Genomic DNA, 22,329 nt, shown 5'->3' with positions numbered 1-22,329 from the left:
TGAAAGTCTGGCGATCGGCCTTAAACGGGCAATTTCTAAAAAGGGTGGCAACCATCTCTGGGATGGGCCGTTAATCAGGAAGACGCCAAGCTACGCTCGGCACTCTTCACTTTTCTAATCGTGCCCATCTTATCGGAGAGGAACCCGACATGCCGGCCTGGACAGTCAATAACGCGTGGACTGCAACCGCGATTCAGTCCTACCGAAACTACGCCAAAACCAACGGCCCCAAGCGGGCAGGCAAATTGCGTTCGACCTGCGAGGACCTTTCGATCCGTATGGTGGTCGACTTCGCCGAGCAAAACGGGCTGCCGGTGTTCTTCGGAAACAATGCCAACTCGCAGGGACTTGATCCTGCGAAGTACAGTTCCAAATCCGCATACCTGGATGCGGTGCTTCCTTCGACCGGGGCGAGCGACCTGCTGACCTACAATACGGTTGCGATGGTAAAAGGAGCCCAAAAGGGAAACTCCGTCGCCAGTTTAAGATTGGCCAAGCCAGGCGACCTGATCATCCTGTACCCAGGGGGAGGACACGTCCAGGTTGTGACCTCTGTTAGCCCCGGCGTCGTGGATGTGGTGCAGGGTAATTTTCGTCCACCCAAGCAGCAGTGCGGCACCGTAGAACGTATCTGGTATGGCGAAAACCAAAACGATCCGGCATCGCGATGCTATATCGGCGAGATCGTCGCAAAAAAGTCATACGTCCGATCAGGCACCCCTATCAAGTGGATCTACGCAGGGGGTAGCGACATATTCGCTAAAGAACAAGGACGTCTGTGCCTGTGGGACTTCAATAACTGGAACAACTTTGTACCCAACTTCAACCCTGCGAAGGCCACCGCACCGTAAGCGTCACGCTGGCACGCCCCGTATCGATTAAAGCTGAGGCACATCGAAATCAACGATCGTGTCCTCGTGCTTGATTTGGATCTGCGTGGGAAACTCGTCGAAGATTCGAGTTTCCTTCATCTTCGCCTGGCCATCTTGGACGACCTCTTGAGGAATGCCATCGAAGCCGCAGATGGTCACCTTCATCGGTCCGGCACATAATCGGTCGGCCGTTCGGAATGTTCCATCTTTGATCGGTGCATAGCTACCGGGGCCTTTGCCGCCGTTTTCGACATCCGGCTCAAACTTCACAAGCCCCGATGGAACAGGCACGCCGGCGTAGGTTACCATTCCCGATACTTGATACCGCGGCGCGTCATCGTCGTTCATACAGCCAGAAAACGAAACGACCCCGCACACAACCGCGAGCATCCACAAGCGGGTACCAGACGCCTCGCCGCATATCATTTTGCATAAATTCATAGCGTACTTCCCCAGGACAAACGCGTACCGCGACTGTCCGATCGCAATGGATATCCGTCGAAAAGCAGGTTTCTCATCGGCGGTGAAAACCTCCGCGAGAATAGGTTTATAACAAGCGACGCAGTAGTTGGAAAAGGGTTAAACCGCTTACCAAGCAATAATTCGATCTGCGGCTTTCCGTTCAAGCTTGTTGTTCGTTTCCACCGTACCGAATGCGGTTCACTTTCGCCACAATAGTCATCTTAACAAACGGAGGGCAACCAGTTTTCGTTTCGCCGAACCTTTCTGATTTTCTCTATTTTGGTGTGCCATTTGCTACTCGGCTAAGGGACAATCAGATGCACAGTCATGGATTGCCAACCGGAAACATCTTGAAGTGAAATTACTGAGGAGAATCGAGTATGCGATGGCGAGGACGGCGCGGCAGCGACAATGTTGAGGATCGACGGTCCTCGAAAGGTCCCGCGATGGCCGGCGGCGGAAGCATTGTGGGTATCTTGTTTATCATGCTGCTGGTGTGGCTGTTGGGTGGCGACCCGATGGCCATTCTTCGCGGGCTGGCCGTTCAGCAGCCGGGCGGCGGAGGAGGTGCTCCGGCACAGGTCAATCCGGCCGACGATCAGCGAGCCCAGTTCGTTTCTGTCGTGCTGGCCGATACCGAAGACGTGTGGGGCCAGCAGTTTCAACAAATCGGCAAACAATACCGCGACCCCAAGCTTGTCCTGTTCCGCGAGACCGTCCAGTCGGCGTGCGGGTTTCAACAAGCGGCGACTGGGCCCTTCTATTGCCCCTTAGACCAGAAGGTGTACATCGACCTCAGCTTCTTCGACGAGATGGACAACAACCTGGGCGCCGAAGGGGACTTCGCCCAGGCCTATGTGATCGCTCACGAAGTCGGACATCACGTGCAAAACCTGTTAGGCGTGAGCGAAGAAATCCATCGCAAACGCACCCAGGTTGGCAAAGAGGAAGCCAACGAGCTTTCCGTCCGGCAAGAACTTCAAGCCGACTTTTACGCCGGTGTCTGGGCCCATCATGCTCAGCAAAACTGGAACATCCTTGAAGAAGGGGATATCGAAGAAGCCATGAACGCGGCGACCGCCATTGGCGACGACCGCCTGCAAATGCAATCACGCGGGTACGTCGTGCCCGAGTCCTTCACCCATGGCAGTTCCAAGCAGCGGGCCAAGTGGTTTTACAAAGGCCTGAAAACGGGCGACATGGATCAGGGAGACACCTACAGCATTCCCTACAGCCAGCTTTAGCACCCTCGACCGGCTTGTGCTACGATAAACTCACTCCCCATTTCTACGGCCTCCTTCCTTTGTTGAATGACATCACCATGATTCGCCCACCCCTGCTTCTCGCTCTCTTGTTTCTGGCCATCCCGACGCTGCTGCATGGCGAAGACTCGGCACCCTCGAATCTGGAAACCGACATCCTCTATCTTCAGGGAGCCGACCTCGACGACTACGCGAAAAAGCAGTGCCGTCTCGATGTTCACACGCCTGAGGAAAAAGGCTTTGCCACCGTCGTTTGGTTTCATGGTGGCGGACTAGAAAACGGCGACAAGAAGATCCCAGAATATCTTCTCGATAACGGCTATGCGGTGGTCTCGGCCAACTATCGCCATAGCCCCCACGTCAGTGCACCGGTCTATCTGGAAGATGCAGCCGCTGCCGTCGCGTGGACTTTTGCAAACATCCAAAAGTACGGCGGCGATCCGAACAAAATCTTTATCAGTGGTCACTCGGCCGGTGGCTACCTGACCAGCATGCTTGTGCTTGACGACCGTTGGCTCAAGCCGCATGGGCTCGCCCCGAATGATCTGGCCGGAGCCATCCCCCACAGCGGACAAACGCTGACTCACTTCACCATCCGCAAAGAGCGAGGCATCGGCCGCGAGACGGGCGTCTCCGACGATCTGGCCCCGCTGTACCACGTTCACAACGACACCCCGCCGCTATTGCTCACCACCGGCGACCGCGACCTGGAGTTTCCTTTTCGCTACGAAGAAAACGCCCTGCTCTTCAAAATGCTCAAGTCGGCCAAGCACCCCAATGTCGAACTGTATGAACTGCAAGGCTTCACCCACGGCAACATGGTTGTGCCTGGGGTGTTGTTGATGACGAAGTTTATCAATAAACACGCGAAGGACGACTAACCGTCCGAGTCTTGCAGGTGCTGCGTCAAGAACTCGATGACGCGTTTGCGACGCGGGCCCTTGTAAAACTCGGAACCGCCGTGCTTGCCTCCTTCGATCACGATCAACTCTAGAGGTAAGCCGGCCTCGCCGTAAACCTTTTGAATTCGCTCGGATTGATCGAGCAGAACCGTATTATCTTTGTCGCCGTGAATGACCAAAAACGGCGGGTCGTCTTCGGTCACGTGAAACGCGGCCGATGCTTGCCGGGCCAGGTCGACCTTTTGATCGGCCCCGCCTCCGAGCAGTTTATAGACGACCGAGCCCTTCTTGTTCGCGCGATGCGGCTGCGTTTTCGAGCGAAGGATAAAGTCGGTCGCCCCATAGTAATCGACCACGGCGCTAACGCGTGAGGACTGATCGAGGTTGCCGCCCACGTCACCCTCAAGCGCCTTCACATCGCCAGAGGTTCCCACGAGCGCGGCCAAGTGACCACCGGCGCTCGAGCCAGCAACGCCGAACTTGTCAGCCGAGTAGCCATACTTATCGGCGTTGGCTCGAAGCCAGCGGATAGCCCCTTTGCAGTCGTGAATCTGAGCCGGAAACGTGGCCTTGTCGGTCAAGCGATACGAGATGCTCGCCACCGCGATGCCATGCTTGGTAAGCCACTCAACTCGGCAACCATCTTTACTACCGGCATGCCAACCGCCACCATGAATCCACACCACCATGGGGGCGTTTTTTTCTTGCGGCAAATAAAGATCAAGCTTCAAGCTATGACCATCGACTTGGGCGAACTCAATATCCTTGATGACCTTCTGGCCATCTTCAGCATGTAGCATGGAAGTGGTTAGTAACATCGCAACGGCAACCAAAGTCGCCAACTCGCAGCGGGAAGACAGCATGGCAGGTTCCTGAATGGGCAGGTAAAACGAAGATGCAATCGAAAAGGCTGACGCCGATCTTAGAATGACTTTCTAAGATTTTCTACCCAATTGAGCGGAACAATTCTCTCGCTGTGCGGTTTAACAACCGATATACTGTCAAACCAGTAGTGCTAGATCTACGGAAACTTTCTCATGACGCGCAAATATCACCTGGTCATCATCATGCTCCTGGCAACCATCCTCGGGGCCGGGCCCATGCTCGCGCAACTGGCGCCTCGCATGCGTCAGCACCTGGTGAATCAAGCGAGAGCATTACGGCTGATTCCAGCCAACAGTCAGCCCCCGGGTGACAATCAAGTTTCGATCGAAGTGGTCGGCGATCAACGTATCATTCGGGCCAATGGCATCCCGGACCACCAGACCGGTTCGTTTCCGAATCGGGGCAATCCCAACGGAATCACGCAGCAACAATACGTTTTTAAATTGCCGGCCAACCCGAAGCCTGCCGACCGCATCACACCACTGCCGATGCAAGACTTTGGTATCGGGGTCAACGGAGTTCCTTTCGATCCGGGTGCAGCCGAATGGTACCAGGGCAACCCACGTGGTGGCTGGCAATACGAAGCCCTTTCAGGAGCTGTTCCGCTGGGAATGGATGCCAACCATGCCCATGTGCAGCCGACCGGTGCTTATCACTACCACGGCCTACCCAGCGATTTGCTGAAAAGCTTGAACGTGCAGCGCGGCAAGCACTCGCCGATTATTGGCTGGGCAGCCGATGGTTTCCCGATTTATGCGTTGTATGGCTTTCAGGATGCGAACAATCCGGAAAGTGAAATTGTCGAACTGGAAACGTCCTACCGCTTGAAGGAAGGAAAACGCCCCAGCGCCGACAACCAGCCAGGCGGTAAATACGACGGCACCTTCATTCAGGACTACGAATTCGTCGAAGGCCTGGGTGATCTGGACGAATGCAACGGCCGCTTTGCCGTCACGCCGGACTATCCAGATGGGACGTATGCCTATTACCTGACCAACCATTGGCCGGTGATTCCGCGTAACTTCCGCGGCACCCCTTCGGAAGACTTCCGTCGCGGCCCACGGAACCGGCCTCCTGGCGGCCGACCACCCGGCGGCCCTGGTCGACCCGGCTTCGGCCCTCCACCCCGGCGATAGAAAAACCGCACTAGGAACTGAGCACGATGCCCCCGACGAATGTCTTGTTTATTTGCTCGAAGAACCTTTGGCGAAGCCCAACGGCAGAGCGGGTCTATTGCAACGATCCGCGACTCGCGGTTCGCTCGCGCGGCCTTAGCCCCAAGGCCGCGCGACGGATCTCGCCGAGCGATCTACACTGGGCCGACATGATCTTCGTCATGGAATACGAACACCTGGACAAGCTGCGTTCTCTCTACCGCAGCGACTTAAACCAGCGACCGGTGCATGTTTTGGAAATACCTGACAAGTATCAATTCATGGACCCCAAACTAATCGAACTGATTCACGAGCGCGTCGAATCCTTCCTGAGCGAGTGCTCGGTGGAGTAAATTCTATCTGGCAGGCACGCTCATTTTGGCTCAGAAAATCATTTCCCCAGGTGGCGGTGGCCATAGGACCATAGGACACAAGCGAATCCTAGGTCTTCACCACGTAGGTTTTGCTGAGCGAATCGTGCCAGCCTCGCCCCGTTTGACCGAGGAACGAGAAGACCTCGAATGGAATAAACCGGGCAAACGATCGGCCCACGACCTGACCCATCGTCGCTTCACCACCTTCGGCGTTGACCACTCGTGTACCGGTAATCAGCTTACCCAACGTCCGGCCCAGGGTGGCCTCAAGCATAATGTAATAAACGAGCGTGATCGGAATATGCACGAAGTTGATCGCGAGATTGACCCAGAGGGGAAGGTCCACAAAATTTCCCTGGGCGTCGATTTCGTGGCCGGACGAAACCAGCATGACACCAATCACGATCCCTACCCCGAAGGTCATAATATTCAGGATGATGCTGTCGATAAAGAAATTAGCAAATCGCAGCATTTTGCGAGCTGGGGTCGGCGTTCCTGGCTTTACCTCGGGCATAGCCTGAGCATCGAAGGTCGGCGACGAAAACGGATTCTCTTGCAGTTGACTCATTTCAACGTCTCACGTTTGGGTTAGACCACAGGCACGCTTAAGTGCGAAGTGCTCAAAAAATATCGGATCGATTCAAAGGTGTCAATTATTTACAATAGAACGCTCCATCGATCACCCCAACTTCGCGGCGCGTCATGTCAGGCCTTAACAAATCTCTTGAGGAAGCTGGCTACGCGATGCTGCCGGGCGTTTTCTCCCCGGGACAAATGCAGACGCTCGGCACGCGACTGATCGCTGAACTCGAAGCCCACCCCGGCCCGACGGTGCTTAAGAGCCGCGGGCGTGTCTATGGTTCTCGCAATCTGCTGGCGGCAGCCCCTTGGCTGGTCGACGTGGCCCGTACGCCACTGCTTTTGGAAAATTTGCAGAGCGTGCTAGGCGACGAGGTCGGTCTGGTGCGGGGGCTGTTCTTCGACAAGCCGCCGGATCGCACTTGGTCGCTGCCCTGGCATCGCGACCGTACGATTGCGGTGCAAGACAACACAATCCCCAGCCGCCACTTCGATAACCCCACGCGGAAAGCAGGCATCGCCCATCTCGAGGCCTCGGAAACGCTGCTGGCCAGCATGCTCACGCTGCGCATTCATCTCGACGCAATGACCTTTGAAAACGGCCCGTTGTCGGTCATCCCAGGCTCGCACCTTTTGGATGTCGCGAAGGAACATCCGGCCGTCGTCCTCAGCGCCCAACCCGGCGATGTGCTGGCCATGCGGCCGCTGCTTTCCCATGCCAGCAGTATGTCGAAAGAAGGAACCACAGCGCATCGCCGAATCGTGCATTTAGAATTCGCCGCAGCGCGATCCCTGCCCGATGGCGTGCAGTGGCACGATTATCTTTCGCTGGTAGATCGCTAGGACCATAGCCGGAAGAGGGATTAGGAGGGCGAACGACGAAAGCCGTCGGTCAGTTTACGACCTTACCGTCCTGCACCTGCAGCTTGAAGAGTCGGGCTGCGTTTTGCCAGAGGATTAACTCTAAGCTCTTTTCGGGTAGCCCCAGTCCGCGGATGAATTTCAGGTAGCTCTTCATGCCGCAGATGGGCCAGTCGGTGCCATAAAGCAGGTACTTCGGTTCGCCTGCGTAGAGGATCATTTCACGGATCTCTTGCAGCATGAACTGTTCGAAGCGGTCCTCGAAGTCGCCCAGCACTAGCCCGCTGATGTCGGCGTGGGCGTTTTCGTTTTTGTAAACGACTTCCATGCAATCGCGAATCCACGGATTGCCTACGTGACAGATCACTAACTTCAAGTCGGGAAAATCGACCGCCACGTCGTCGATATGCAGCGGGTGCGAATAACGCACGCGGCCGGTCGGGCTGTACGTGTCGCCGCTATGGATCATCACCGGCACGTCGAACTCAATCGCCAGATCGTAGATGACCTGCAGACGGCGATCGTGCGGATAAAAGGGCTCGTACCCGGGATAGAGCTTCAGCCCTTTCACCAGGCCGTTGGCAAGGAAATCGGCGATCTCGCGAAGATCGCGTTCCTTGTAATGCAGATAGCTGATACCGGCGACGACGGCCACGTTGTCCAGGTCGCGAGTCGCTTCAACGACATCCTTGGTGGCCGGCCGATGGGGCGTGATTTTGTAAGAACTGAGAACCAACGCGTAGTCGACACTATTGGCCGACATCTCTTCCTGAAGATTGTCCAGGCAATCGGTGATCGAGCGAACGCGATCCTCGTGATAGTTATTCAGATGCGTATGGCAATCGATGATCATCGCTGTTTCTCCTTGGCGGTGGTTCGTATCGCGTCAAGCTACCCGCCCAGAAGAGCAAATTTTATTCCGGCTGCCAAGCCACAGATTATGAAGCAGCCGCCCCGGCGCGACTCTTTTTCCCGTCGACTGTCTTGGACTGTTTGGTGTCGCGGTACTTCTTGAGTTCAAAAGCGAGCGTGGCGACGGCCGCCATAATCACTGCCGCATCGTCGGTCAGACCGACCAGCGGAAGCAAGTCCGGTATGCCGTCGAGCGGCGAGACCAAGTACAGCACGGCCCCGATCGCGATCGCTTTCGACGTCCAACTGGCGCTGGGGTCGGTAACCATCTGCCACAGGGACTTCACGTCGTCCCAGATCTTTTTGATGGGCCCGCGATTCATGCTGCCGAGCTTCTCGCGAATCTTTTGAACGTCTTCCGGCGACGCCTTTTGGGCATATTCATGCAGCCGTTGGTAGGCTTCAGTACTCATATTCAAGATTCTCCATGTTCTTGGAATCGTAGACGGCGCAGTGCGAATGTCCAGAGATTTCCCCCTGGAAACGCTCCGCGCATACGGGTCCCTTAGTAAGTAATTCGTCGCAAACTACCGAATCTTGGACTGAAATCGCCCAATTTCGCTTCGTGAAAGGACGCTTTGGGTAATTGAAAAGGATTCGAACCTATCAGAGCGATCCGCAGAAAGTAATGCGCATGCGTGCACGATGACGGTGGCACCTTGGCTCGACAACGCGCAGGGGTGCCCCAATCAAATACTTCTTTAATTGTTAATCGACACTTACTCAGCAATCCCTCTCCCTTCAAGGGAGAGGGGACAGCTCAAGGAGGCCCGCGCCCCTTGCTGCTTTTCCCACGACGCCGTCGATAGCGATTGCGAATCGTGGGCGCAGCACCTGGCACCTTCGAGCGAACCGGCTTCACGGTGGGTGTCATGCGCTGGCCGGCGAGGGCGCGAATCGGAAGAGCATTCCGTTTTCGCACAGGTGCCTTCTTCGCATGTCGACCCGGACGCGGTACCGGCGGAACGGATTGGCGCTTCTTGCTGCCGGGATGACCTTCGCTCCAATGGGCGCCCCGGTGAGCTTGCGGCTGTTGCAGCCGGCGTTTTTTGAACCGCTTCTTCAGCCGATTCACTTCGGTGCCTTGCAAGCCGAGTAGCTTGAGGTGAAACGAGACCCACGCCAAGGCGCGTTCCATTTCAGCGGCAGCAGGGACCTTGAGCCCGTCGATTCTTCTTTCGGCGGGTCGGTCCTGTTTGGGTTGCTTTAGGCGTTGGGGGCGCGGCGGGCCTGTCAGGACAGGCGTAGCCGCAGGCGAAGGATCTTCGGCCAAGATCTGCTCGACCGGTTCCGGCACGACAACCATCTTCCCCACGACCTCGGCCGGTATCTCTACCGTTTCGCCGCAAGCCGTGCATAGGAAGTTTTTGTCAGCGCGCACACGGATCCCCGGCGTACCGGCTCGCGAGAGCTGGCCTTGGGAATCGGTGTGTGCGTTGGCTAATGACATAGTAATCCTAGTTGGGTTAGATCGAGGGTGTGCTGCTCACATCAGTGTGGGCATGGCTCTCAGTTACAAGACTTTGGTAACTGGATTGGGGAAGAGTCCCCAGGCGAACCCTAGGTATATCAGCCTGCTGTGTACTATGTATAGTGCTCGCGGAAAATTTTTTTTGTGTGGAGCGAAACAGGGCGAAATACCCAACCGCGAACGCAGCGTTTAGCCCCGAAAACCTCGCATTCCTGGAAATTATGGGCAGAATGAGTCACTTAGAAATTTTTGTGAGACCACGCCGTATTGCGTTGCAACCCTAGTATCTTCAACAGCCTGTTGTTTCCGATAAGAAAAGCGCGTTAGTTGCCGGCAGATCGGAGCACCGCGAATTAATGCGGTGGACTACGACTACCAGCTCAATCAGTTGCTCTTAAGTGCCGACAGCGAAATTTGGATTATCGAAAAGTATGGCTACCAGCAGCTATTCATTTACGAGTGGCTCAAGCGACTTTTTGCCTGGCAACTCGGGGATTATGCCGAACAGTTCGTCGACCAGTTTTACGGACGCCCCGGCGACTTGCTTTATCGATGGGGCGATCCGGCAACCTACCTTGGTCCCGATGCGAGTGACCTGCGAACCAGTTTTGGTCAGCATGGCGTGAACTGGATCAAGCGAAATGATCTTTATGGTTATCGACTACCTCGGAACGTCGGCGTTGGGAATATTCTCTTCTTCAACAACGGCTTCCCTGGCGGATCGCTCGTGCAGGAAATCGCGCCTCCGATTCGACGCAACGGTTCGTACGTTCAACCAGCGTACGGTCAGCCTTTTGAACCAGGCGATGCCGTTTGGGAGCATGGTTCTTCGGATTCGGTTTCACCTTTCTTAAGCTCGGCCCAGCGACTACCGACCGGCAATACGCTGATCACCGCCGGAACGACCGGTACGATGTTGGAAGTCACCATGGAGGGAACGGTCGTATGGAAGTACGTTTGCCCCGTTGCCAACACAAGCCCGACCGACCCAGGCACCAAAGCCAACGACGATATCGTCCTGGCATTCGACGAACCGATTCCACCAGCCGGTTTCGGTGGAGCTGGCGCCAACATGGTCTTCCGCGCCAAACGGTACTCGCCAAACTACCGAGGCTTCCGCCGCAAGGACCTGAGCCCGATGGGAGAACTAATCGGCGTGCCCGCGCCCTTCTAAGAAAGCAAATTCACCGAGCGTCCCAGACCTCGGCTGAGAACGCTGAAATCAACCCAAGGCTACCAAGCTTCACTGCTTGGTAGCCTTTTTTATTGCAGACAGCAATTGTAGGGCCCGCGTGCCGCGGGTCAGACGTCTGGTACCCGCTTCACGACCCGCGGCACGCGCGATGTCCTACGAAGAACGGCTGCTGACAATTTCAAAACAGACCGTCCAGTCGAGAGTGGGTGGTAAATGGATGTGAGCGTGTTAGACATTCGCACTACTGAGGGCAGCCGTGGCAAAGCGGCGTTACCGTTCAACTGACAGAAAAGAATTAGAATTTTCCGTATGAACCTCTTGGAAATTCGTAGTGTCGAGCTCTCAAATTGCTTAAAACGCTTCAGTTGAGACTGGCTGAAACCTTAATTCGCAAGAGAATTGTGATGACCTCGATTGGTTCAATTGACTTTTCACTTAACGGGCGTTTCAAAGGTGGTGCCGCTTTTCGCTTAATAAGACCTTCAAAAGAATCAATCGATTTTTCCTATTCAGACCATCGAATCTTGCTCGCACCAAGCACTCCCTTTGCGGTGATTCAATCTCCAGGATTATTGTCGAATGCTGACTCGATTCATTACATTCGGACGCACTTGGAGGAAGCTTTCGACATGCTTTGCATTCTCGGAAAGGGGAGCTTTGGAACCATGGGAACGGACGAAGAGTACTTTGCTTGGGGCTACCCCGATAATCCACTTGAGGTTGAATACAACGACAGCCTCGTATTCCCAATGCGAGGCCGAGCCCATGGCGATCTAGTACCAAATTCGCAATGTCGTGAGATCGAAATACCAGAAAAGCCCTTACCAAAATATCACGTCGGATTTCGGTATTTCAGGCAATCACAAATTTCCGACGACCTGTTTGACGCATACCGAAATATGTTTCTCGCCCTGGAAAGCTTGTTGTCGACTAAATCCCCTAAATGCTCTGGGGAAAGTGAAGCAAGTTGGTTGAGACGAGCACTTGAAAATGAGTCCACCATACTTAACCTCGTTAACCTTACACCGAGAAACTGCGCGGACCCCGTCGGTGAAATCATTGAGATCATTTATAAAAAAACTCGGTGCTCTCTATTCCATGCCAAGAATGGGCAACCAACCTACTTACCTCTAAATCGACCCGAAGATCGCATTTCTACCGCTGATGCATTACGAGTCCTGTCAGCACTCGTTGTACAAATGAGCAGATCATGGCATGCCATTTCACGGCCATCATCATCGTTTAATTTAGAGCTCGGAAAAGAAATATGTGAAAAGGTATTTAAAAGTACGACGGTTGCTGTTAGCGACAATATGACAACAGGCTGTAACGACGCCCTCGATTCCCTAAAGCGTTCATCGAATATCATTTCCTCACTAAAATCCACTGAAATATCGGGAACGAATACAAAACCGATTTTGATGGGGCTGATCTGCGCCAAACAGCTGGGATACTTGAAAGAGATTTGTTCAATGTATTTTGTTCGTCATGAACAACTTCTATTTAATCGAGACTTTGAAACGCCCCTCCGTCTTAGTGACGCAAATGGATTGAGAGTAAAATTAAGAATTGAATTTGAAAACGCCGATCAGCCAAAAAATCGGTTTTTGCGATAAGAGGAGCTTTTCAGTGTGGAACAGTAACAGAGTATTCACATCCACCACCAAAGCAAAAAAAGGTTACCGACTTAGAGGCGGTAACCTTCCAATTAGAATTTCATCTTTGAAAATCGCCAGGCGATTAGTACGCCCGTGGCGTGACTCTTCCTTGCACGCGGCTCGGTAGGCCTTGGATTCGTAGGAAGCCTTCGGCGTCGTCTTGGTTGTAGCTGCCGCCGCCTTCCATGGTGGCGATGCCTTCGTCGTAGAGGCTGAACTCGCTGCTGCGGCTGGTGACGATGATGTTGCCTTTGTAGAGCTGCAGCGTGACTTCGCCGGTGCACTTCTGCATGGCGTTCTCGTTGAAGGCCAGCAAGGCATCGAGCTTGGCGTTGTACCAGAAGCCGTTGTAAACGTCTTCGGCCACGATAGGCTTCAGCTGGTCGCGTAGGTGAATCAGGTCACGGTCCAAGGTCAGCTGTTCGACGTTCAGCAGGGCATCGTACAGGATGGTCATGCCGGGGGCTTCGTACACGCCGCGGCTCTTCATGCCGACGAAGCGGTTTTCGACCATGTCGATGCGGCCAATGCCGTTACGACCGCCGATTTCGTTCAGCTCGGTCACCACTTCCAGGGCCGTGCACTTCTTCCCGTTGACGTGGGTAGGCACGCCCTTTTCGACCTTGATGGTCACGCTCTCGGGCTTGTCGGGGGCCTCTTGCGGGCTGACGGTCATGCCGAAGTCGACCAGCTCGACGCCGTTGACGGTCAGGTCTTCCAGCTCGCCGGCTTCGTAGCTGATGTGCAGGCAGTTCTCGTCGCTGCTGTATGGCTTGGCGGTCGAGGCTTTGACGGGGATGTTCTTTTCGTTGCAGTAAGCGATCAGCTCGGTTCGACCTGGGAAGGCCTTACGGAACTTTTCGATCCGCCACGGAGCGATCACCTGAACGGTTGGGTCGAGCGCTTCGGCGGCCAACTGGAAGCGGCACTGGTCGTTGCCTTTACCGGTGGCCCCGTGCGCGTAGGCGTCGGCCCCAACTTCTTTGGCGACCTGCAGACACAGCTTCGAGATCAGCGGGCGAGCGATCGAGGTGCCCAGCAGGTAGATCGATTCGTACTTGGCTTGCCACTGCAGGACGGGGAAAGCAAAGTCGCGGCACATCTCTTCGCGGCCGTCGACAATGCGGGAAGAGACGGCCCCGCCGTCCTTGGCCTTCTGCAGGATAGCCTCGCGGTCCTCGCAGGGTTGCCCCAAATCGACGTACACCGCGTGCACATCGTACCCTTCGTCTTGCAGCCACCCCAAAATGACCGAAGTATCGAGACCCCCAGAATAAGCAAGAACACAGCTAGGCATTTTTGATGCTCGCAAGCGAATGGACAAACAAACAGGAAAGACAACCGCCCCAAATCTGGTCACCTCGCCCCTGAAGGAGAGAGGGTTAGGGTGAGGGGCCGAACTAGGCACACGCAAACCCTACTTTCGTAGAGAAAGCCCCAGCACAAGAGGTTCATTTTCGGCTAGGGGGTCCGCGGTGGCAAGGGGCTGTTTGCCAGGGATTTCTGCGACAGACCAGGCAGCCCCCCTGGTGCCGAGAAACATCGAGCAAAAGACCTTCGATTTGCGGAAATGATTGTGTTAGAGTGGTCATTGCCCCCCGATAAGCGCCTGCCGAAGTCTCTGATGATCAAAGAACCCACCGGCCAATTGCCGCAATCCCCGTTCAACCCATATGCCGCTCCCCGTGCGGAAGCTGCGGCGGTACCGGTCGTGGATCAACCATTTCGTGTGCACACGGTGCTGGTTCTCTGCGGCGGGTTTCTAGGGTTATTGATTACCGGCGTGCACTTGTTCGCGACTCGGTCGGTCCCTTCCCTTGCGCCGATGACCGCCCTAATTGCAATGCTAGAAGTTTGCCAAGGCGTTTTGGCCGGCATGGGAGTTGGTATTTTCGTTGACTCTCTTCTACAGCGAAAATTTTCGAGGCTGGCACCGGGGCATTGGTTTTTGCTGCTGATTGTCGCTCGACTGGCTGGCCAGTTCGGGGCCGAGATATGGAACAACAGCGAAGACTTTCAGATCGGAACAGGATCGTTTAGCGCGTGGTATTACGCCGAAACGTTGATCTACAACGGACTGGCGATCGTCATGCTGTTACCCATCGTCCTGACGACCACCGAGCCGCTGCGTTGGAAAGCCTATGCCTGGGCAATGTTGTTCTTTAGTCTCGTGGCAATCCTGCAGTTTCCGATGGCGAGTTACAACGAGACCATGGTGTTGGGTACGACCGCGACATTCTTTACGGTGACCGCGTCGCTGGGGGCGATGGTGTTAGCAGTCGCTTTATTCGCGCTCGTGATTGTCGAATTTGTCGTCGATCGACCGCGAGCGAGTAGCCGCGACCTATATCATTGGCTGGGAGTCTTTAGCCCGGCGGTTCTCACCATTCTGGCCATTGTAATCAGTATGGCGATTACCTACTCGCAATCATTCGGTACCGACTGGATGTAGTTTTTTCACGGCGTCCCTAGCCACGACTTCGGCTGAGGGTCACGAAAGCGAAGACTCCGCCCAGGATGACCATGCCCACGATTACGAGCATGGCTAAGTCAACGGACCCTGCACCAGGTGGCGCGATCGTTTCCGAATCGTAGTCGCTCGTTTCGAAGGTCTCATAAGATGGCGAGCTGGCCAAAGCCCCTGCTTTGTCTTGCGACTGGTCGATGTCGAGCTTCGGACTGCCGTAGTACTTCTCGCTGAACTTCTCGTCGACCCGGTCACCGTTGGCGATCCAAGTGGCTTCGTCGGCAGCGATCTGGGTCGCCAGGATGTCGGCCTGGGCGAGTTCATCGTTCAAGGCCGCTTCGACGGAGGCGATCTTTTTGCCGTGGAGGGGATGCTTCTGACTGGCAACGGCGTTGGCGGCCTTCAAGCGATAGTTCGAGCGGGCCTCGGCATCTTCGCTTTCCTGCGCTGCCCGTAGGTAGGCCCGAGCGGCAAGCAAGTTGGCCGGCTGCGTGGCCGAGAGCAGATCGCCGACGGCTTCCATCAAGATGGGCGAGTCGTGGTTGCCGAAGCGTACCATGCCGAGCGTCCCTTTAAGTGCCCTGGCGTACTCGGCCTCGACACCATCCATCGCGTCGTCGCCACGGTGCTGCTTCACATAGGCTGCGAAACCTGCGACACGCGGCTTGTACTCGCCGGTTCCGGCTTTCTCTTGGTCAGGGTTAAGGGGAAGCTGGGCCCCGGCGGCACGTCGCTCGATGACATACTGAACCAACAACTGCTGGTAGATCTCGCGGCCGAAGTGGGCGTCGGGGTTGATTTCGATCGCCCGTTGAATGTGGACCAGACCGTCGTCGAACTTGCCCGAGTGAATGAGGAACGTGCCCAGATTGGCCTGCGACTCGTAGAGGTTTTCGTCAGGCCAACGGTCCATCTTCTCGCGAATCGTTTCAATCGCTTTGTCGTGCTGGCCCAGTTTATCGTAGGCGACGGCGATGTCGTTGTAGTCGTCAGGCGTGCGTTGATCGACCGACTTGGTGGTCCGGTCACCGATGCGCCACTGATAGTAGGCATCGCTATGCCGCACAAAATGCCCCGCGATCAGTTCGTGCACTTCGGGGTACTGTTGCCGCTCCATCTCGAGCGTGTCTTCATCCCACAAGCACGCGAAACAAGCACACGGAAAAGCCAACGCCAGAGCGACGAACCAAGTCCAACGAGAACGCATAACGCACCTCCTGGTTTCTGAAGAGATTGGATGCTTTCAACCTACCAAATGGTGGGAGCTGCGTCGAAGAAATTGATCTCGTTTTCTGGCACTTCCCTACGGCCCTACAAATCATTCTCCCGCAGATCCGCCAGCTTCGCGGCCAGCTTCTGCTGAAACTCCTTCACCACTTCCAGGTACTTCGGATCGTCGGCAAGATTCTTGTACTGCTGCGGATCGTTTTCCATATCAAACAGTTCGATCCCACCGGTGCCGTCTTCCTTATATTGAATAAACGCCCAGCGATCGCTTCGCAGCAGGAAGCCTTTCTGCATCGGCGAGACGTTTAAGACTTCGTCGTGCACTTTGGCCTGTGGGTCTTTCAGCAGCGGGGTGATGTCTTTGCCTTGCAGCCGGGCGGGGACTTCCAGCCCGCATAGCGCAGCCGTGGTTGGGTAGAGGTCCAATAGCTGCGTGAGCGAGTCGCACACCGCTGGCTTTTGCCCGGGCACTTTGATGATCAGCGGGACGCTGGCCGACTCTTCGTGCAGGCTGACCTTCGCCCAGAAGTCGTGCTGGCCCAAGTGATAGCCGTGATCGCTGGTGAAGATGACGATCGTGTTGTCCGCCTCGCCGCTGGCTTCGAGTGCATCGAGCACCTTGCCAACCTGGGCGTCGAGAAACGCGACCGCGCCATAGTACCCGCCGACGGCTTTCTTCTGGCGGCGGATGTCCATCTGCATTCCTTTGCTCGTGCGGTAGTTGATACCCAGCTTAGGAATGTCGTCCCAATCGCCAGCGACTTTCTCCGGCAGTTGCCGATCGGCATACGGCTTGTAAGGCTCCATGTACTTGGCCGGAGCAACGAAAGGAACGTGCGGGCGAACGAAACCTACGGCCAGAAAGAACGGCTTATCGGCTTTCGCGTGTTGTTGGATCAGCTGGACGGCTTTGGCAGCTGTCTTGCCGTCGCTATGCACCTCGTCGTCACCGTCCGCTTCGACCACGACAAACGTGTTGCCACCGACCGCTGGCTTCTTACCGTCGGGGTTGTTCTCGAGCGTTTCGCCGTCGCCGGGGGCTTTCCATTCAGGGCCGGGGCTGTTGTAGCGTTCGTGCCAACAAGCCGGATCGTCGGGGCCGCTCTCCCCTCGTTCAATTCCCCCAGGCACACTCATGTGAAAGATCTTGCTTACCCGGGCCGTATGGTAACCGTTGTTTTTGAAATGCTGCGGCCACATGGCCCGGTCGCCGATCTGCGGGCGAGGACTCACGTAACGAAACACGCCGGTTGCATGCGGGTAATAGCCAGAGAGAAACGAGGCCCTGCTTGGCCCGCAATAAGTCGCATTGCAATAAGCATGCGAGAACCGTGTTCCCTGGGCGGCCAGACGATCGATGTTCGGCGTCTTACTGACTTCGTTGCCGTAGCACGAAAGGGCCGTCGGCGTGAGGTCGTCCGAGATGATGAACAAGACGTTGGGCGGCTTGTCAGCGGCTTGAGTGAAAGAGATCAGGAGAAGACACAGCAGCAGCGAAGTCGTACGAATCATCGGGCAGGCGTTCCTTGGCAGGGAGGTTAAACGTCTGGGGTGGGCAGCTTCATTCTAGCTACTGTGCGCGAATTTGCACGACCTTTCGCCTTGTTGATTCGCTGGACGACTTTTTCCTGATATATTCCAGCACTCAGCAAGTGCAAAAAGGAAAAAAGAATTGGCATCTGAAGATCCCCGCAGGCCGGAAGCAGACAATCCATTTCAATCTCCGAGCGTTGTCACGAATGCCGACGCCGTTGACATTAAAGTAGCTGCTCCATCCGGGGCTCTTGTGCTTATCTGCGCCGTATTTTGCGCGACAATTAAACTCGTTCTGTATATCTCGTTCCTAGGGTTTTCGACAGAAAACTTCTTCGCGTACGGCATCCTAATATTTACTGGCGGGGTCTATGGGATTGGTGTCGCGTGGCTAATACACGTCGTCCGCACGCGGCAATTCGCCCTTATGATGCCAGGACATTGGCGGCTTATCGCGGCATCGACGGCACTGATAACAGAAGTCTTTACGATGGCTCTCTTTCATGTGCAAGATTTGGCGACTGGGGAGACAGACTTCTTTTATGTCGACCTTTTTTTCTCGGGCTTGGGCCATCTATTGGCTGCGATCTTTTACCTGCTGGTCATCAATTACAACCAAGAACGAGGCATCTGGAGAACGTATGCTTGGCTGGCAATGATTTACTATTTTTTGATGGCGTTTCTCTACCCTATGCTTATTGGCGATCTCATGGGACATCTGTTTATCCCACTGCTCGTCATCCAACGCTTACTGACGCTTGCCCTGCTTTGTGCTTGTCTTACGGGGATTGTTAACGACTATCGAAGGAGAACTCCCAGGGATATGTACCACTATCTAGGACTTGTCCTTGGTTTTGCTTTGGTGTGGTTTTCTGAAACAGAGCTCTTTCAGTTCTAATCACCCATCAACCATTCAAAATCGCCGCCAGTCCTTCGCGGTAACTCGGATGCTTCGGTTGAAAGCCCAACTCGGTGACCAGGCGGCGGTTGCTCATCTTGCGGTCGGAGCTTGCCCGCTGGGCGGCAGGGGAATCAGGGGCTGGCTCTTCGAAGGTTGGACTGGGGGCACCCAACAGCCGGGCCACTTCGCGGTAGTAGTCGCGGCGGTCGACCGGGCTGCCATCGCTGACGATATATAGAGGAGAAAACTTCTCGGCATCGGCTGCCAAGCGAACGGCCTGGACGGCGTCGTCGACGTGAATCAAGTTGAGCGCGCCACCGCCGGGGGCAGGTATCGGTTTGCCAGCTTCGATATCGGCCGAACGCGGGATGCGGCCGGGACCATAGATGCCGGCCATCCGTAGAATGACACTTCGCGTGGACCACAACGGGTGGTTGCGCAAATATTGTTCGGCAATCAGAAACGCTTTCCCGCCGGGGCGAGCCGGATCGCAGGGAGTCTCTTCGTCGACGGTCTGACCTTCGGCGTCTCCGTAAACACCCGTCGTGCTAACGAAGATCAGCCGCCTAGTCGACTCAGGCAGGAACTCGAGGACGTTTTTCAAACCTTCAGCGTAGACATCTTCGCGTGATGCGCCGCTGCCAGCGTCGTAGCCGACCGCGAAGACGACGGTGTCTGCTTCTGGTAACTTGCGTAAAGTATCGGGTTGAGTGACATCGGCGATTTTCGCGTGCCAGCCCTGCTCTTCAAACTGTCGGGCTCGTTCCTGGGACCTTGTTGTGGGGAAAACCACATCGCCTGCGGCGCGAAAAGCGCGAGCCAACGGCATGCCTACATAGCCACATCCGAGGATCATTCGCGAGCACGATTGCATCGGTTTTCCTTCCTAAACTGGGCAGTCGAAACAAACGCTAAACTCTGACGTGCTTGGCGCTTCTGACAATTCTAACAATTCCCATGCGACACTACCAAAGTGCTGCGGGGTTGACTAACATAAAGGGTGAAGTGCGTTGATAGCAACGCCCGCTAAGGCTGGCCCCACCTGCGGCGTTGGTGACCAAGAACGTGACAAACTCTTGATCGTATTCCTAGAATAAAACCGAACCTCGTTGCGACCCCTACGTATTCGAGGTTGTTAGTTGAAATTCTAAAGGGCACATCATGATACAACGGATCCTCCCCTCCTCTAATCTTTCCGGTAGCGTGGCAGCATCCTTCCGAAAATTCCTGATCGTTTGTGGTTTGATCTTGTGTTTGCCGTTATTGGCCAACGCCCAAGATAAGGCCAATCCCCAGACTGCTAATCCTCAGATTCAGCGGACGGCCCACTTTGCCGAGATCCTGACAGGGGACGCTCCGGACGATGTAGCTGATCTGCGTTCGATGGAACAGCAGATTCAAGGGGTCAGCAAAAAAGCATTGGCCGCGACGGTGGGTGTGATTGTCGGCCCGGCCCAGGGCTCTGGGGTGGTTGTCAGCGAAGACGGACTCATTCTGACGGCGGGCCATGTGATTGGTGCTCCGAACCGTGAAGTCACCATCATTTTGAATAACGGCCGCCGCGTGAAGGGTGTGACGTTGGGTATGGACCGCAGCATCGACTCGGGCGCCATCCAAATTACCACGCCTGGCAAATACGACTACTTACCCATTCGCAAGTCGAGCGGACTACGCGAAGGGGAATGGGTGTTGGTAATGGGGCATGCCGGCGGGATCGTGAAAGATCGTCTACCGGCGCTAAGACTGGGCCGCGTATTGGCTTCCAGCCGCGACGTGATTGCTACGGACGCCACCTTGGTGGGCGGCGACAGTGGCGGCCCCCTGCTTGATATTCAAGGCAACGTGATCGGAATCAACAGCCGCATCGGCAACCGCATTACGGCCAACTTACACGTTCCTTCCACACGCTACCTCGAAGATGTCGACCGACTGAAGAAGTCGGAAGTCTGGGGGCGACTTGGTGGAACGCAACCATATTTAGGTGTACGTTGTGAATCTGACCGACAGGATGTCGTTGTCACACGCGTCACCCCTGGTTCCCCGGCAGCAACTGCGGGAATCGAAGAAGGAGACGAAATCTTGCGACTCAACGAGCGCAATATCGGATCCTTCGATGACTTGAAACTGATGGTAAATCAGTACTCTCCGGGCGATCGCATTAAGGTACGGATACGGCGCAGCTCGGGCAGCGTAATTACTCTTGAAGTTGAACTTGCAGATCGTCGCAAGTTGGAGCGGAACTAGAGTAACCCTGGGAAGAGACCGGCTCACTGCCACTTTACTTGCCTAGAGTATCCCTAGCGCAGGCACACCTTGTGTGTTCGCTTGTAATCCGTACCAACTTTCGACGAAACAACGGAGTGACCACATGCCCCGGTTTCGTTTGAATTCATTGCTGTCTCTATTGGTCGTGGCCCCGATGTCGTTGGCGATGCTTGCCCCGACACCGGTCATTGGCCAGGTCTTTGAAAGCGACGGCATCGCGATGCGTTTCATGAAACGCGTCCATCAGCGTAGTAGTAGCGAAGTCCTTGGGGCTTTCAATTCGGTGGTGCGCAATACACGTCGTGCAACGGTCGAACTCAAGCGTGGCGGCGAACGGGTTGCCATGGGTGGGATCGTCGACTCAAGCGGCTTGATTGTCACCAAGGCCAGCCTGGTGAACACCTACAACGACGATATGCCGCTAGTGGCTGAACTGGCCAACGGCGATCAATACCTGACCAGCGAGGTCGCCGCGATCGACAAAGCCAACGACCTGGCACTGGTTCGTATCGACGGACATAACCTTCCGGTAATGGAGATCGCCACGACGAACAACTTGTCGCTGGGCAGTTTTCTGGCGACCGCCGGCCTGAACGAAGAACCCGTCGCGATTGGCGTGTACGGTCTCGATCCGCATAAGGTCGAAATGAAGAATGCCATGCTCGGCGTGATGCTTTCGCGTGAACCTGGCCCGGCCATCGTCGATGTGGTTGTCGAAAAGAGTGCCGCCGCAACAGCTGGCATATTAGCCCAGGACGTCATTGTTTCGCTCAATGACCTGGCGATCGACTCTGGCACCCACTTGATCGAAACGGTCCGCAGTTTTGAGCCAGGCGATTCGCTTCGCGTGAAGTTGATGCGTGCCGACGAGGAAGTTCAACTCAGCCTTGTGCTTGGAGAATGGGTCGCTGGTCCGAACCAGGCTCGACACGAGTTCCAGAATCACCTTGGCGGCGAACTTAGCACGCGTCGCAGCGGCTTCCCTTCCGTCTTCCAGCACGATAGCTATCTTCAGCCAGAGCAGTGCGGCGGACCGATCGTGAACCTGGATGGTCAGGTAGTTGGTTTGAACATCGCTCGAGCAGGCCGCGTGGCCACCTACGCCATCCCAGGGACCGAACTGTCTCAGTCGATCGCCAAGATGCTGTCAGCGGCCGGTGCGACTAAGAATCAGGGAATTGTGCAGTCTCGCCTGAGCGCCAAGCCGGTGATTTCCGAAAATGACGATTCTGCCTTGGCCCCTGGCGAGACCCGCTGGATTCCTCGCGAGACGTCGAAGTAGAATAGAGAGTGTCGCAAGACGCTTCACTCGAAATACTATCGAAGTTATCCGCTGGAAGTGTTCAGTT

At 55.5% G+C, this 22,329-nt stretch carries 22 protein-coding genes; 12 read left to right on the top strand and 10 right to left on the bottom strand.

Annotated elements, in window-relative coordinates:
- The first annotated feature begins 149 nt into the window (after positions 1–149).
- Positions 150–851 carry a CHAP domain-containing protein gene (locus HOV93_RS18115; RefSeq protein WP_207397937.1) on the top strand — a complete coding sequence of 234 codons (702 nt, stop codon included), beginning with the start codon at positions 150–152 and terminating at the stop codon, positions 849–851.
- A 27-nt stretch (positions 852–878) separates the two neighbouring features.
- Here the strand turns inward: HOV93_RS18115 and HOV93_RS18110 are convergent, their stop codons facing one another.
- Entirely contained in the window at positions 879–1,313 is a 435-nt protein-coding gene (locus tag HOV93_RS18110; RefSeq protein ID WP_207397936.1) for a hypothetical protein, read from the bottom strand.
- 401 nt (positions 1,314–1,714) lie between these two features.
- Between HOV93_RS18110 and ypfJ the strand changes: the two genes are divergently transcribed.
- On the top strand, positions 1,715–2,578 hold the full coding sequence (gene ypfJ, locus HOV93_RS18105) for a KPN_02809 family neutral zinc metallopeptidase (protein ID WP_207397935.1): 864 nt from the start codon (positions 1,715–1,717) through the stop codon (positions 2,576–2,578).
- A 77-nt stretch (positions 2,579–2,655) separates the two neighbouring features.
- Positions 2,656–3,477: an alpha/beta hydrolase gene (locus HOV93_RS18100; RefSeq protein ID WP_207397934.1), complete on the top strand. Its 822-nt coding sequence runs from the start codon at positions 2,656–2,658 to the stop codon at positions 3,475–3,477.
- Here the strand turns inward: HOV93_RS18100 and HOV93_RS18095 are convergent.
- Complete coding sequence (locus HOV93_RS18095) at positions 3,474–4,361, bottom strand: alpha/beta hydrolase (protein ID WP_207397933.1); 888 nt, start codon at positions 4,359–4,361, stop codon at positions 3,474–3,476. The two genes, HOV93_RS18100 and HOV93_RS18095, sit on opposite strands and share 4 nt — an antisense overlap.
- 174 nt (positions 4,362–4,535) lie before the next feature.
- Between HOV93_RS18095 and HOV93_RS18090 the strand changes: the two genes are divergently transcribed.
- On the top strand, positions 4,536–5,519 hold the full coding sequence (locus tag HOV93_RS18090) for a YHYH protein (protein ID WP_207397932.1): 984 nt from the start codon (positions 4,536–4,538) through the stop codon (positions 5,517–5,519).
- 26 nt (positions 5,520–5,545) lie between these two features.
- The gene (locus HOV93_RS18085; RefSeq protein ID WP_207397931.1) at positions 5,546–5,890 is read left to right on the top strand and encodes a low molecular weight protein tyrosine phosphatase family protein; all 345 of its coding nucleotides are present in this window, start codon (positions 5,546–5,548) and stop codon (positions 5,888–5,890) included.
- 88 nt (positions 5,891–5,978) lie between these two features.
- Here HOV93_RS18085 and HOV93_RS18080 read toward each other — a convergent pair whose 3' ends face one another.
- Positions 5,979–6,479 carry an RDD family protein gene (locus HOV93_RS18080; RefSeq protein WP_207397930.1) on the bottom strand — a complete coding sequence of 167 codons (501 nt, stop codon included), beginning with the start codon at positions 6,477–6,479 and terminating at the stop codon, positions 5,979–5,981.
- A 134-nt stretch (positions 6,480–6,613) separates the two neighbouring features.
- Here HOV93_RS18080 and HOV93_RS18075 point away from each other — a divergent pair, with 134 nt between their 5' ends.
- A complete protein-coding gene (locus HOV93_RS18075; RefSeq protein WP_207397929.1) occupies positions 6,614–7,333 on the top strand; it encodes a phytanoyl-CoA dioxygenase family protein in 720 nt (239 codons plus the stop codon).
- A 49-nt stretch (positions 7,334–7,382) separates the two neighbouring features.
- Here HOV93_RS18075 and HOV93_RS18070 read toward each other — a convergent pair whose 3' ends face one another.
- From HOV93_RS18070 to HOV93_RS18060, 3 genes are all read right to left on the bottom strand, one after another.
- Positions 7,383–8,204, bottom strand: coding sequence for an amidohydrolase family protein (locus HOV93_RS18070; protein ID WP_207397928.1), 822 nt, complete (start codon positions 8,202–8,204; stop codon positions 7,383–7,385).
- An 85-nt stretch (positions 8,205–8,289) separates the two neighbouring features.
- Positions 8,290–8,676 (bottom strand): YkvA family protein, encoded by a 387-nt coding sequence (locus HOV93_RS18065; RefSeq protein ID WP_207397927.1) that lies wholly within the window; start codon positions 8,674–8,676, stop codon positions 8,290–8,292.
- Positions 8,677–9,023: 347 nt separating this feature from the next.
- Positions 9,024–9,713 (bottom strand): hypothetical protein, encoded by a 690-nt coding sequence (locus HOV93_RS18060; protein ID WP_207397926.1) that lies wholly within the window; start codon positions 9,711–9,713, stop codon positions 9,024–9,026.
- A gap of 382 nt (positions 9,714–10,095) precedes the next feature.
- Between HOV93_RS18060 and HOV93_RS18055 the strand changes: the two genes are divergently transcribed.
- Both HOV93_RS18055 and HOV93_RS18050 read left to right on the top strand, forming a co-directional pair.
- Positions 10,096–10,908, top strand: a complete 813-nt coding sequence (locus HOV93_RS18055; RefSeq protein WP_207397925.1) for a hypothetical protein — start codon at positions 10,096–10,098, stop codon at positions 10,906–10,908.
- A 425-nt stretch (positions 10,909–11,333) separates the two neighbouring features.
- On the top strand, positions 11,334–12,545 hold the full coding sequence (locus HOV93_RS18050) for a hypothetical protein (protein WP_207397924.1): 1,212 nt from the start codon (positions 11,334–11,336) through the stop codon (positions 12,543–12,545).
- Between the two features lie 124 nt (positions 12,546–12,669).
- Here the strand turns inward: HOV93_RS18050 and HOV93_RS18045 are convergent, their stop codons facing one another.
- Entirely contained in the window at positions 12,670–13,884 is a 1,215-nt protein-coding gene (locus HOV93_RS18045; protein WP_207397923.1) for an argininosuccinate synthase, read from the bottom strand.
- Between the two features lie 327 nt (positions 13,885–14,211).
- Here HOV93_RS18045 and HOV93_RS18040 point away from each other — a divergent pair, with 327 nt between their 5' ends.
- Entirely contained in the window at positions 14,212–15,039 is an 828-nt protein-coding gene (locus HOV93_RS18040) for a hypothetical protein (protein WP_207397922.1), read from the top strand.
- Between the two features lie 16 nt (positions 15,040–15,055).
- On the opposite strand, the gene HOV93_RS18035 is transcribed toward HOV93_RS18040, so the two are convergent.
- Together HOV93_RS18035 and HOV93_RS18030 are read right to left on the bottom strand one after the other, a co-directional pair.
- Positions 15,056–16,261, bottom strand: coding sequence for a hypothetical protein (locus HOV93_RS18035; RefSeq protein ID WP_207397921.1), 1,206 nt, complete (start codon positions 16,259–16,261; stop codon positions 15,056–15,058).
- A 104-nt stretch (positions 16,262–16,365) separates the two neighbouring features.
- Positions 16,366–17,793: a sulfatase gene (locus tag HOV93_RS18030; RefSeq protein WP_207397920.1), complete on the bottom strand. Its 1,428-nt coding sequence runs from the start codon at positions 17,791–17,793 to the stop codon at positions 16,366–16,368.
- Between the two features lie 160 nt (positions 17,794–17,953).
- Here HOV93_RS18030 and HOV93_RS18025 point away from each other — a divergent pair, with 160 nt between their 5' ends.
- Complete coding sequence (locus HOV93_RS18025) at positions 17,954–18,712, top strand: hypothetical protein (RefSeq protein WP_207397919.1); 759 nt, start codon at positions 17,954–17,956, stop codon at positions 18,710–18,712.
- Positions 18,713–18,719: 7 nt separating this feature from the next.
- Here the strand turns inward: HOV93_RS18025 and HOV93_RS18020 are convergent, their stop codons facing one another.
- Positions 18,720–19,589, bottom strand: a complete 870-nt coding sequence (locus HOV93_RS18020; protein ID WP_207397918.1) for an SDR family oxidoreductase — start codon at positions 19,587–19,589, stop codon at positions 18,720–18,722.
- 287 nt (positions 19,590–19,876) lie between these two features.
- Here HOV93_RS18020 and HOV93_RS18015 point away from each other — a divergent pair, with 287 nt between their 5' ends.
- Together HOV93_RS18015 and HOV93_RS18010 are read left to right on the top strand one after the other, a co-directional pair.
- Positions 19,877–20,959: a S1C family serine protease gene (locus HOV93_RS18015; RefSeq protein ID WP_207397917.1), complete on the top strand. Its 1,083-nt coding sequence runs from the start codon at positions 19,877–19,879 to the stop codon at positions 20,957–20,959.
- 124 nt (positions 20,960–21,083) lie between these two features.
- Complete coding sequence (locus tag HOV93_RS18010; protein WP_207397916.1) at positions 21,084–22,262, top strand: trypsin-like peptidase domain-containing protein; 1,179 nt, start codon at positions 21,084–21,086, stop codon at positions 22,260–22,262.
- Positions 22,263–22,329: the final 67 nt, after the last annotated feature.

The sequence above is a fragment of the Bremerella alba genome, from assembly GCF_013618625.1.
GTDB classification, from domain to species: domain Bacteria; phylum Planctomycetota; class Planctomycetia; order Pirellulales; family Pirellulaceae; genus Bremerella; species Bremerella alba.
Note: the sequence above shows the minus strand (reverse complement) of the source record. Positions and strands in the feature narration are given on the sequence as shown.

Excerpts from the sequence above, each read along its gene's own strand:
- HOV93_RS18100 (WP_207397934.1), top strand. The coding sequence starts at position 2,656 with ATGATTCGCCCACCCCTGCTTCTCGCTCTCTTGTTTCTGGCCATCCCG.
- HOV93_RS18010 (WP_207397916.1), top strand. The coding sequence starts at position 21,084 with ATGCCCCGGTTTCGTTTGAATTCATTGCTGTCTCTATTGGTCGTGGCC.
- HOV93_RS18115 (WP_207397937.1), top strand. The coding sequence starts at position 150 with ATGCCGGCCTGGACAGTCAATAACGCGTGGACTGCAACCGCGATTCAG.
- HOV93_RS18085 (WP_207397931.1), top strand. The coding sequence starts at position 5,546 with ATGCCCCCGACGAATGTCTTGTTTATTTGCTCGAAGAACCTTTGGCGA.
- HOV93_RS18060 (WP_207397926.1), bottom strand. The coding sequence starts at position 9,713 with ATGTCATTAGCCAACGCACACACCGATTCCCAAGGCCAGCTCTCGCGA.
- HOV93_RS18050 (WP_207397924.1), top strand. The coding sequence starts at position 11,334 with ATGACCTCGATTGGTTCAATTGACTTTTCACTTAACGGGCGTTTCAAA.
- ypfJ (WP_207397935.1), top strand. The coding sequence starts at position 1,715 with ATGCGATGGCGAGGACGGCGCGGCAGCGACAATGTTGAGGATCGACGG.
- HOV93_RS18080 (WP_207397930.1), bottom strand. The coding sequence starts at position 6,479 with ATGAGTCAACTGCAAGAGAATCCGTTTTCGTCGCCGACCTTCGATGCT.
- HOV93_RS18095 (WP_207397933.1), bottom strand. The coding sequence starts at position 4,361 with ATGCTGTCTTCCCGCTGCGAGTTGGCGACTTTGGTTGCCGTTGCGATG.
- HOV93_RS18030 (WP_207397920.1), bottom strand. The coding sequence starts at position 17,793 with ATGATTCGTACGACTTCGCTGCTGCTGTGTCTTCTCCTGATCTCTTTC.
- HOV93_RS18070 (WP_207397928.1), bottom strand. The coding sequence starts at position 8,204 with ATGATCATCGATTGCCATACGCATCTGAATAACTATCACGAGGATCGC.
- HOV93_RS18035 (WP_207397921.1), bottom strand. The coding sequence starts at position 16,261 with ATGCGTTCTCGTTGGACTTGGTTCGTCGCTCTGGCGTTGGCTTTTCCG.
- HOV93_RS18065 (WP_207397927.1), bottom strand. The coding sequence starts at position 8,676 with ATGAGTACTGAAGCCTACCAACGGCTGCATGAATATGCCCAAAAGGCG.
- HOV93_RS18020 (WP_207397918.1), bottom strand. The coding sequence starts at position 19,589 with ATGCAATCGTGCTCGCGAATGATCCTCGGATGTGGCTATGTAGGCATG.
- HOV93_RS18045 (WP_207397923.1), bottom strand. The coding sequence starts at position 13,884 with ATGCCTAGCTGTGTTCTTGCTTATTCTGGGGGTCTCGATACTTCGGTC.
- HOV93_RS18090 (WP_207397932.1), top strand. The coding sequence starts at position 4,536 with ATGACGCGCAAATATCACCTGGTCATCATCATGCTCCTGGCAACCATC.
- HOV93_RS18015 (WP_207397917.1), top strand. The coding sequence starts at position 19,877 with ATGATACAACGGATCCTCCCCTCCTCTAATCTTTCCGGTAGCGTGGCA.
- HOV93_RS18075 (WP_207397929.1), top strand. The coding sequence starts at position 6,614 with ATGTCAGGCCTTAACAAATCTCTTGAGGAAGCTGGCTACGCGATGCTG.
- HOV93_RS18110 (WP_207397936.1), bottom strand. The coding sequence starts at position 1,313 with ATGAATTTATGCAAAATGATATGCGGCGAGGCGTCTGGTACCCGCTTG.
- HOV93_RS18040 (WP_207397922.1), top strand. The coding sequence starts at position 14,212 with ATGATCAAAGAACCCACCGGCCAATTGCCGCAATCCCCGTTCAACCCA.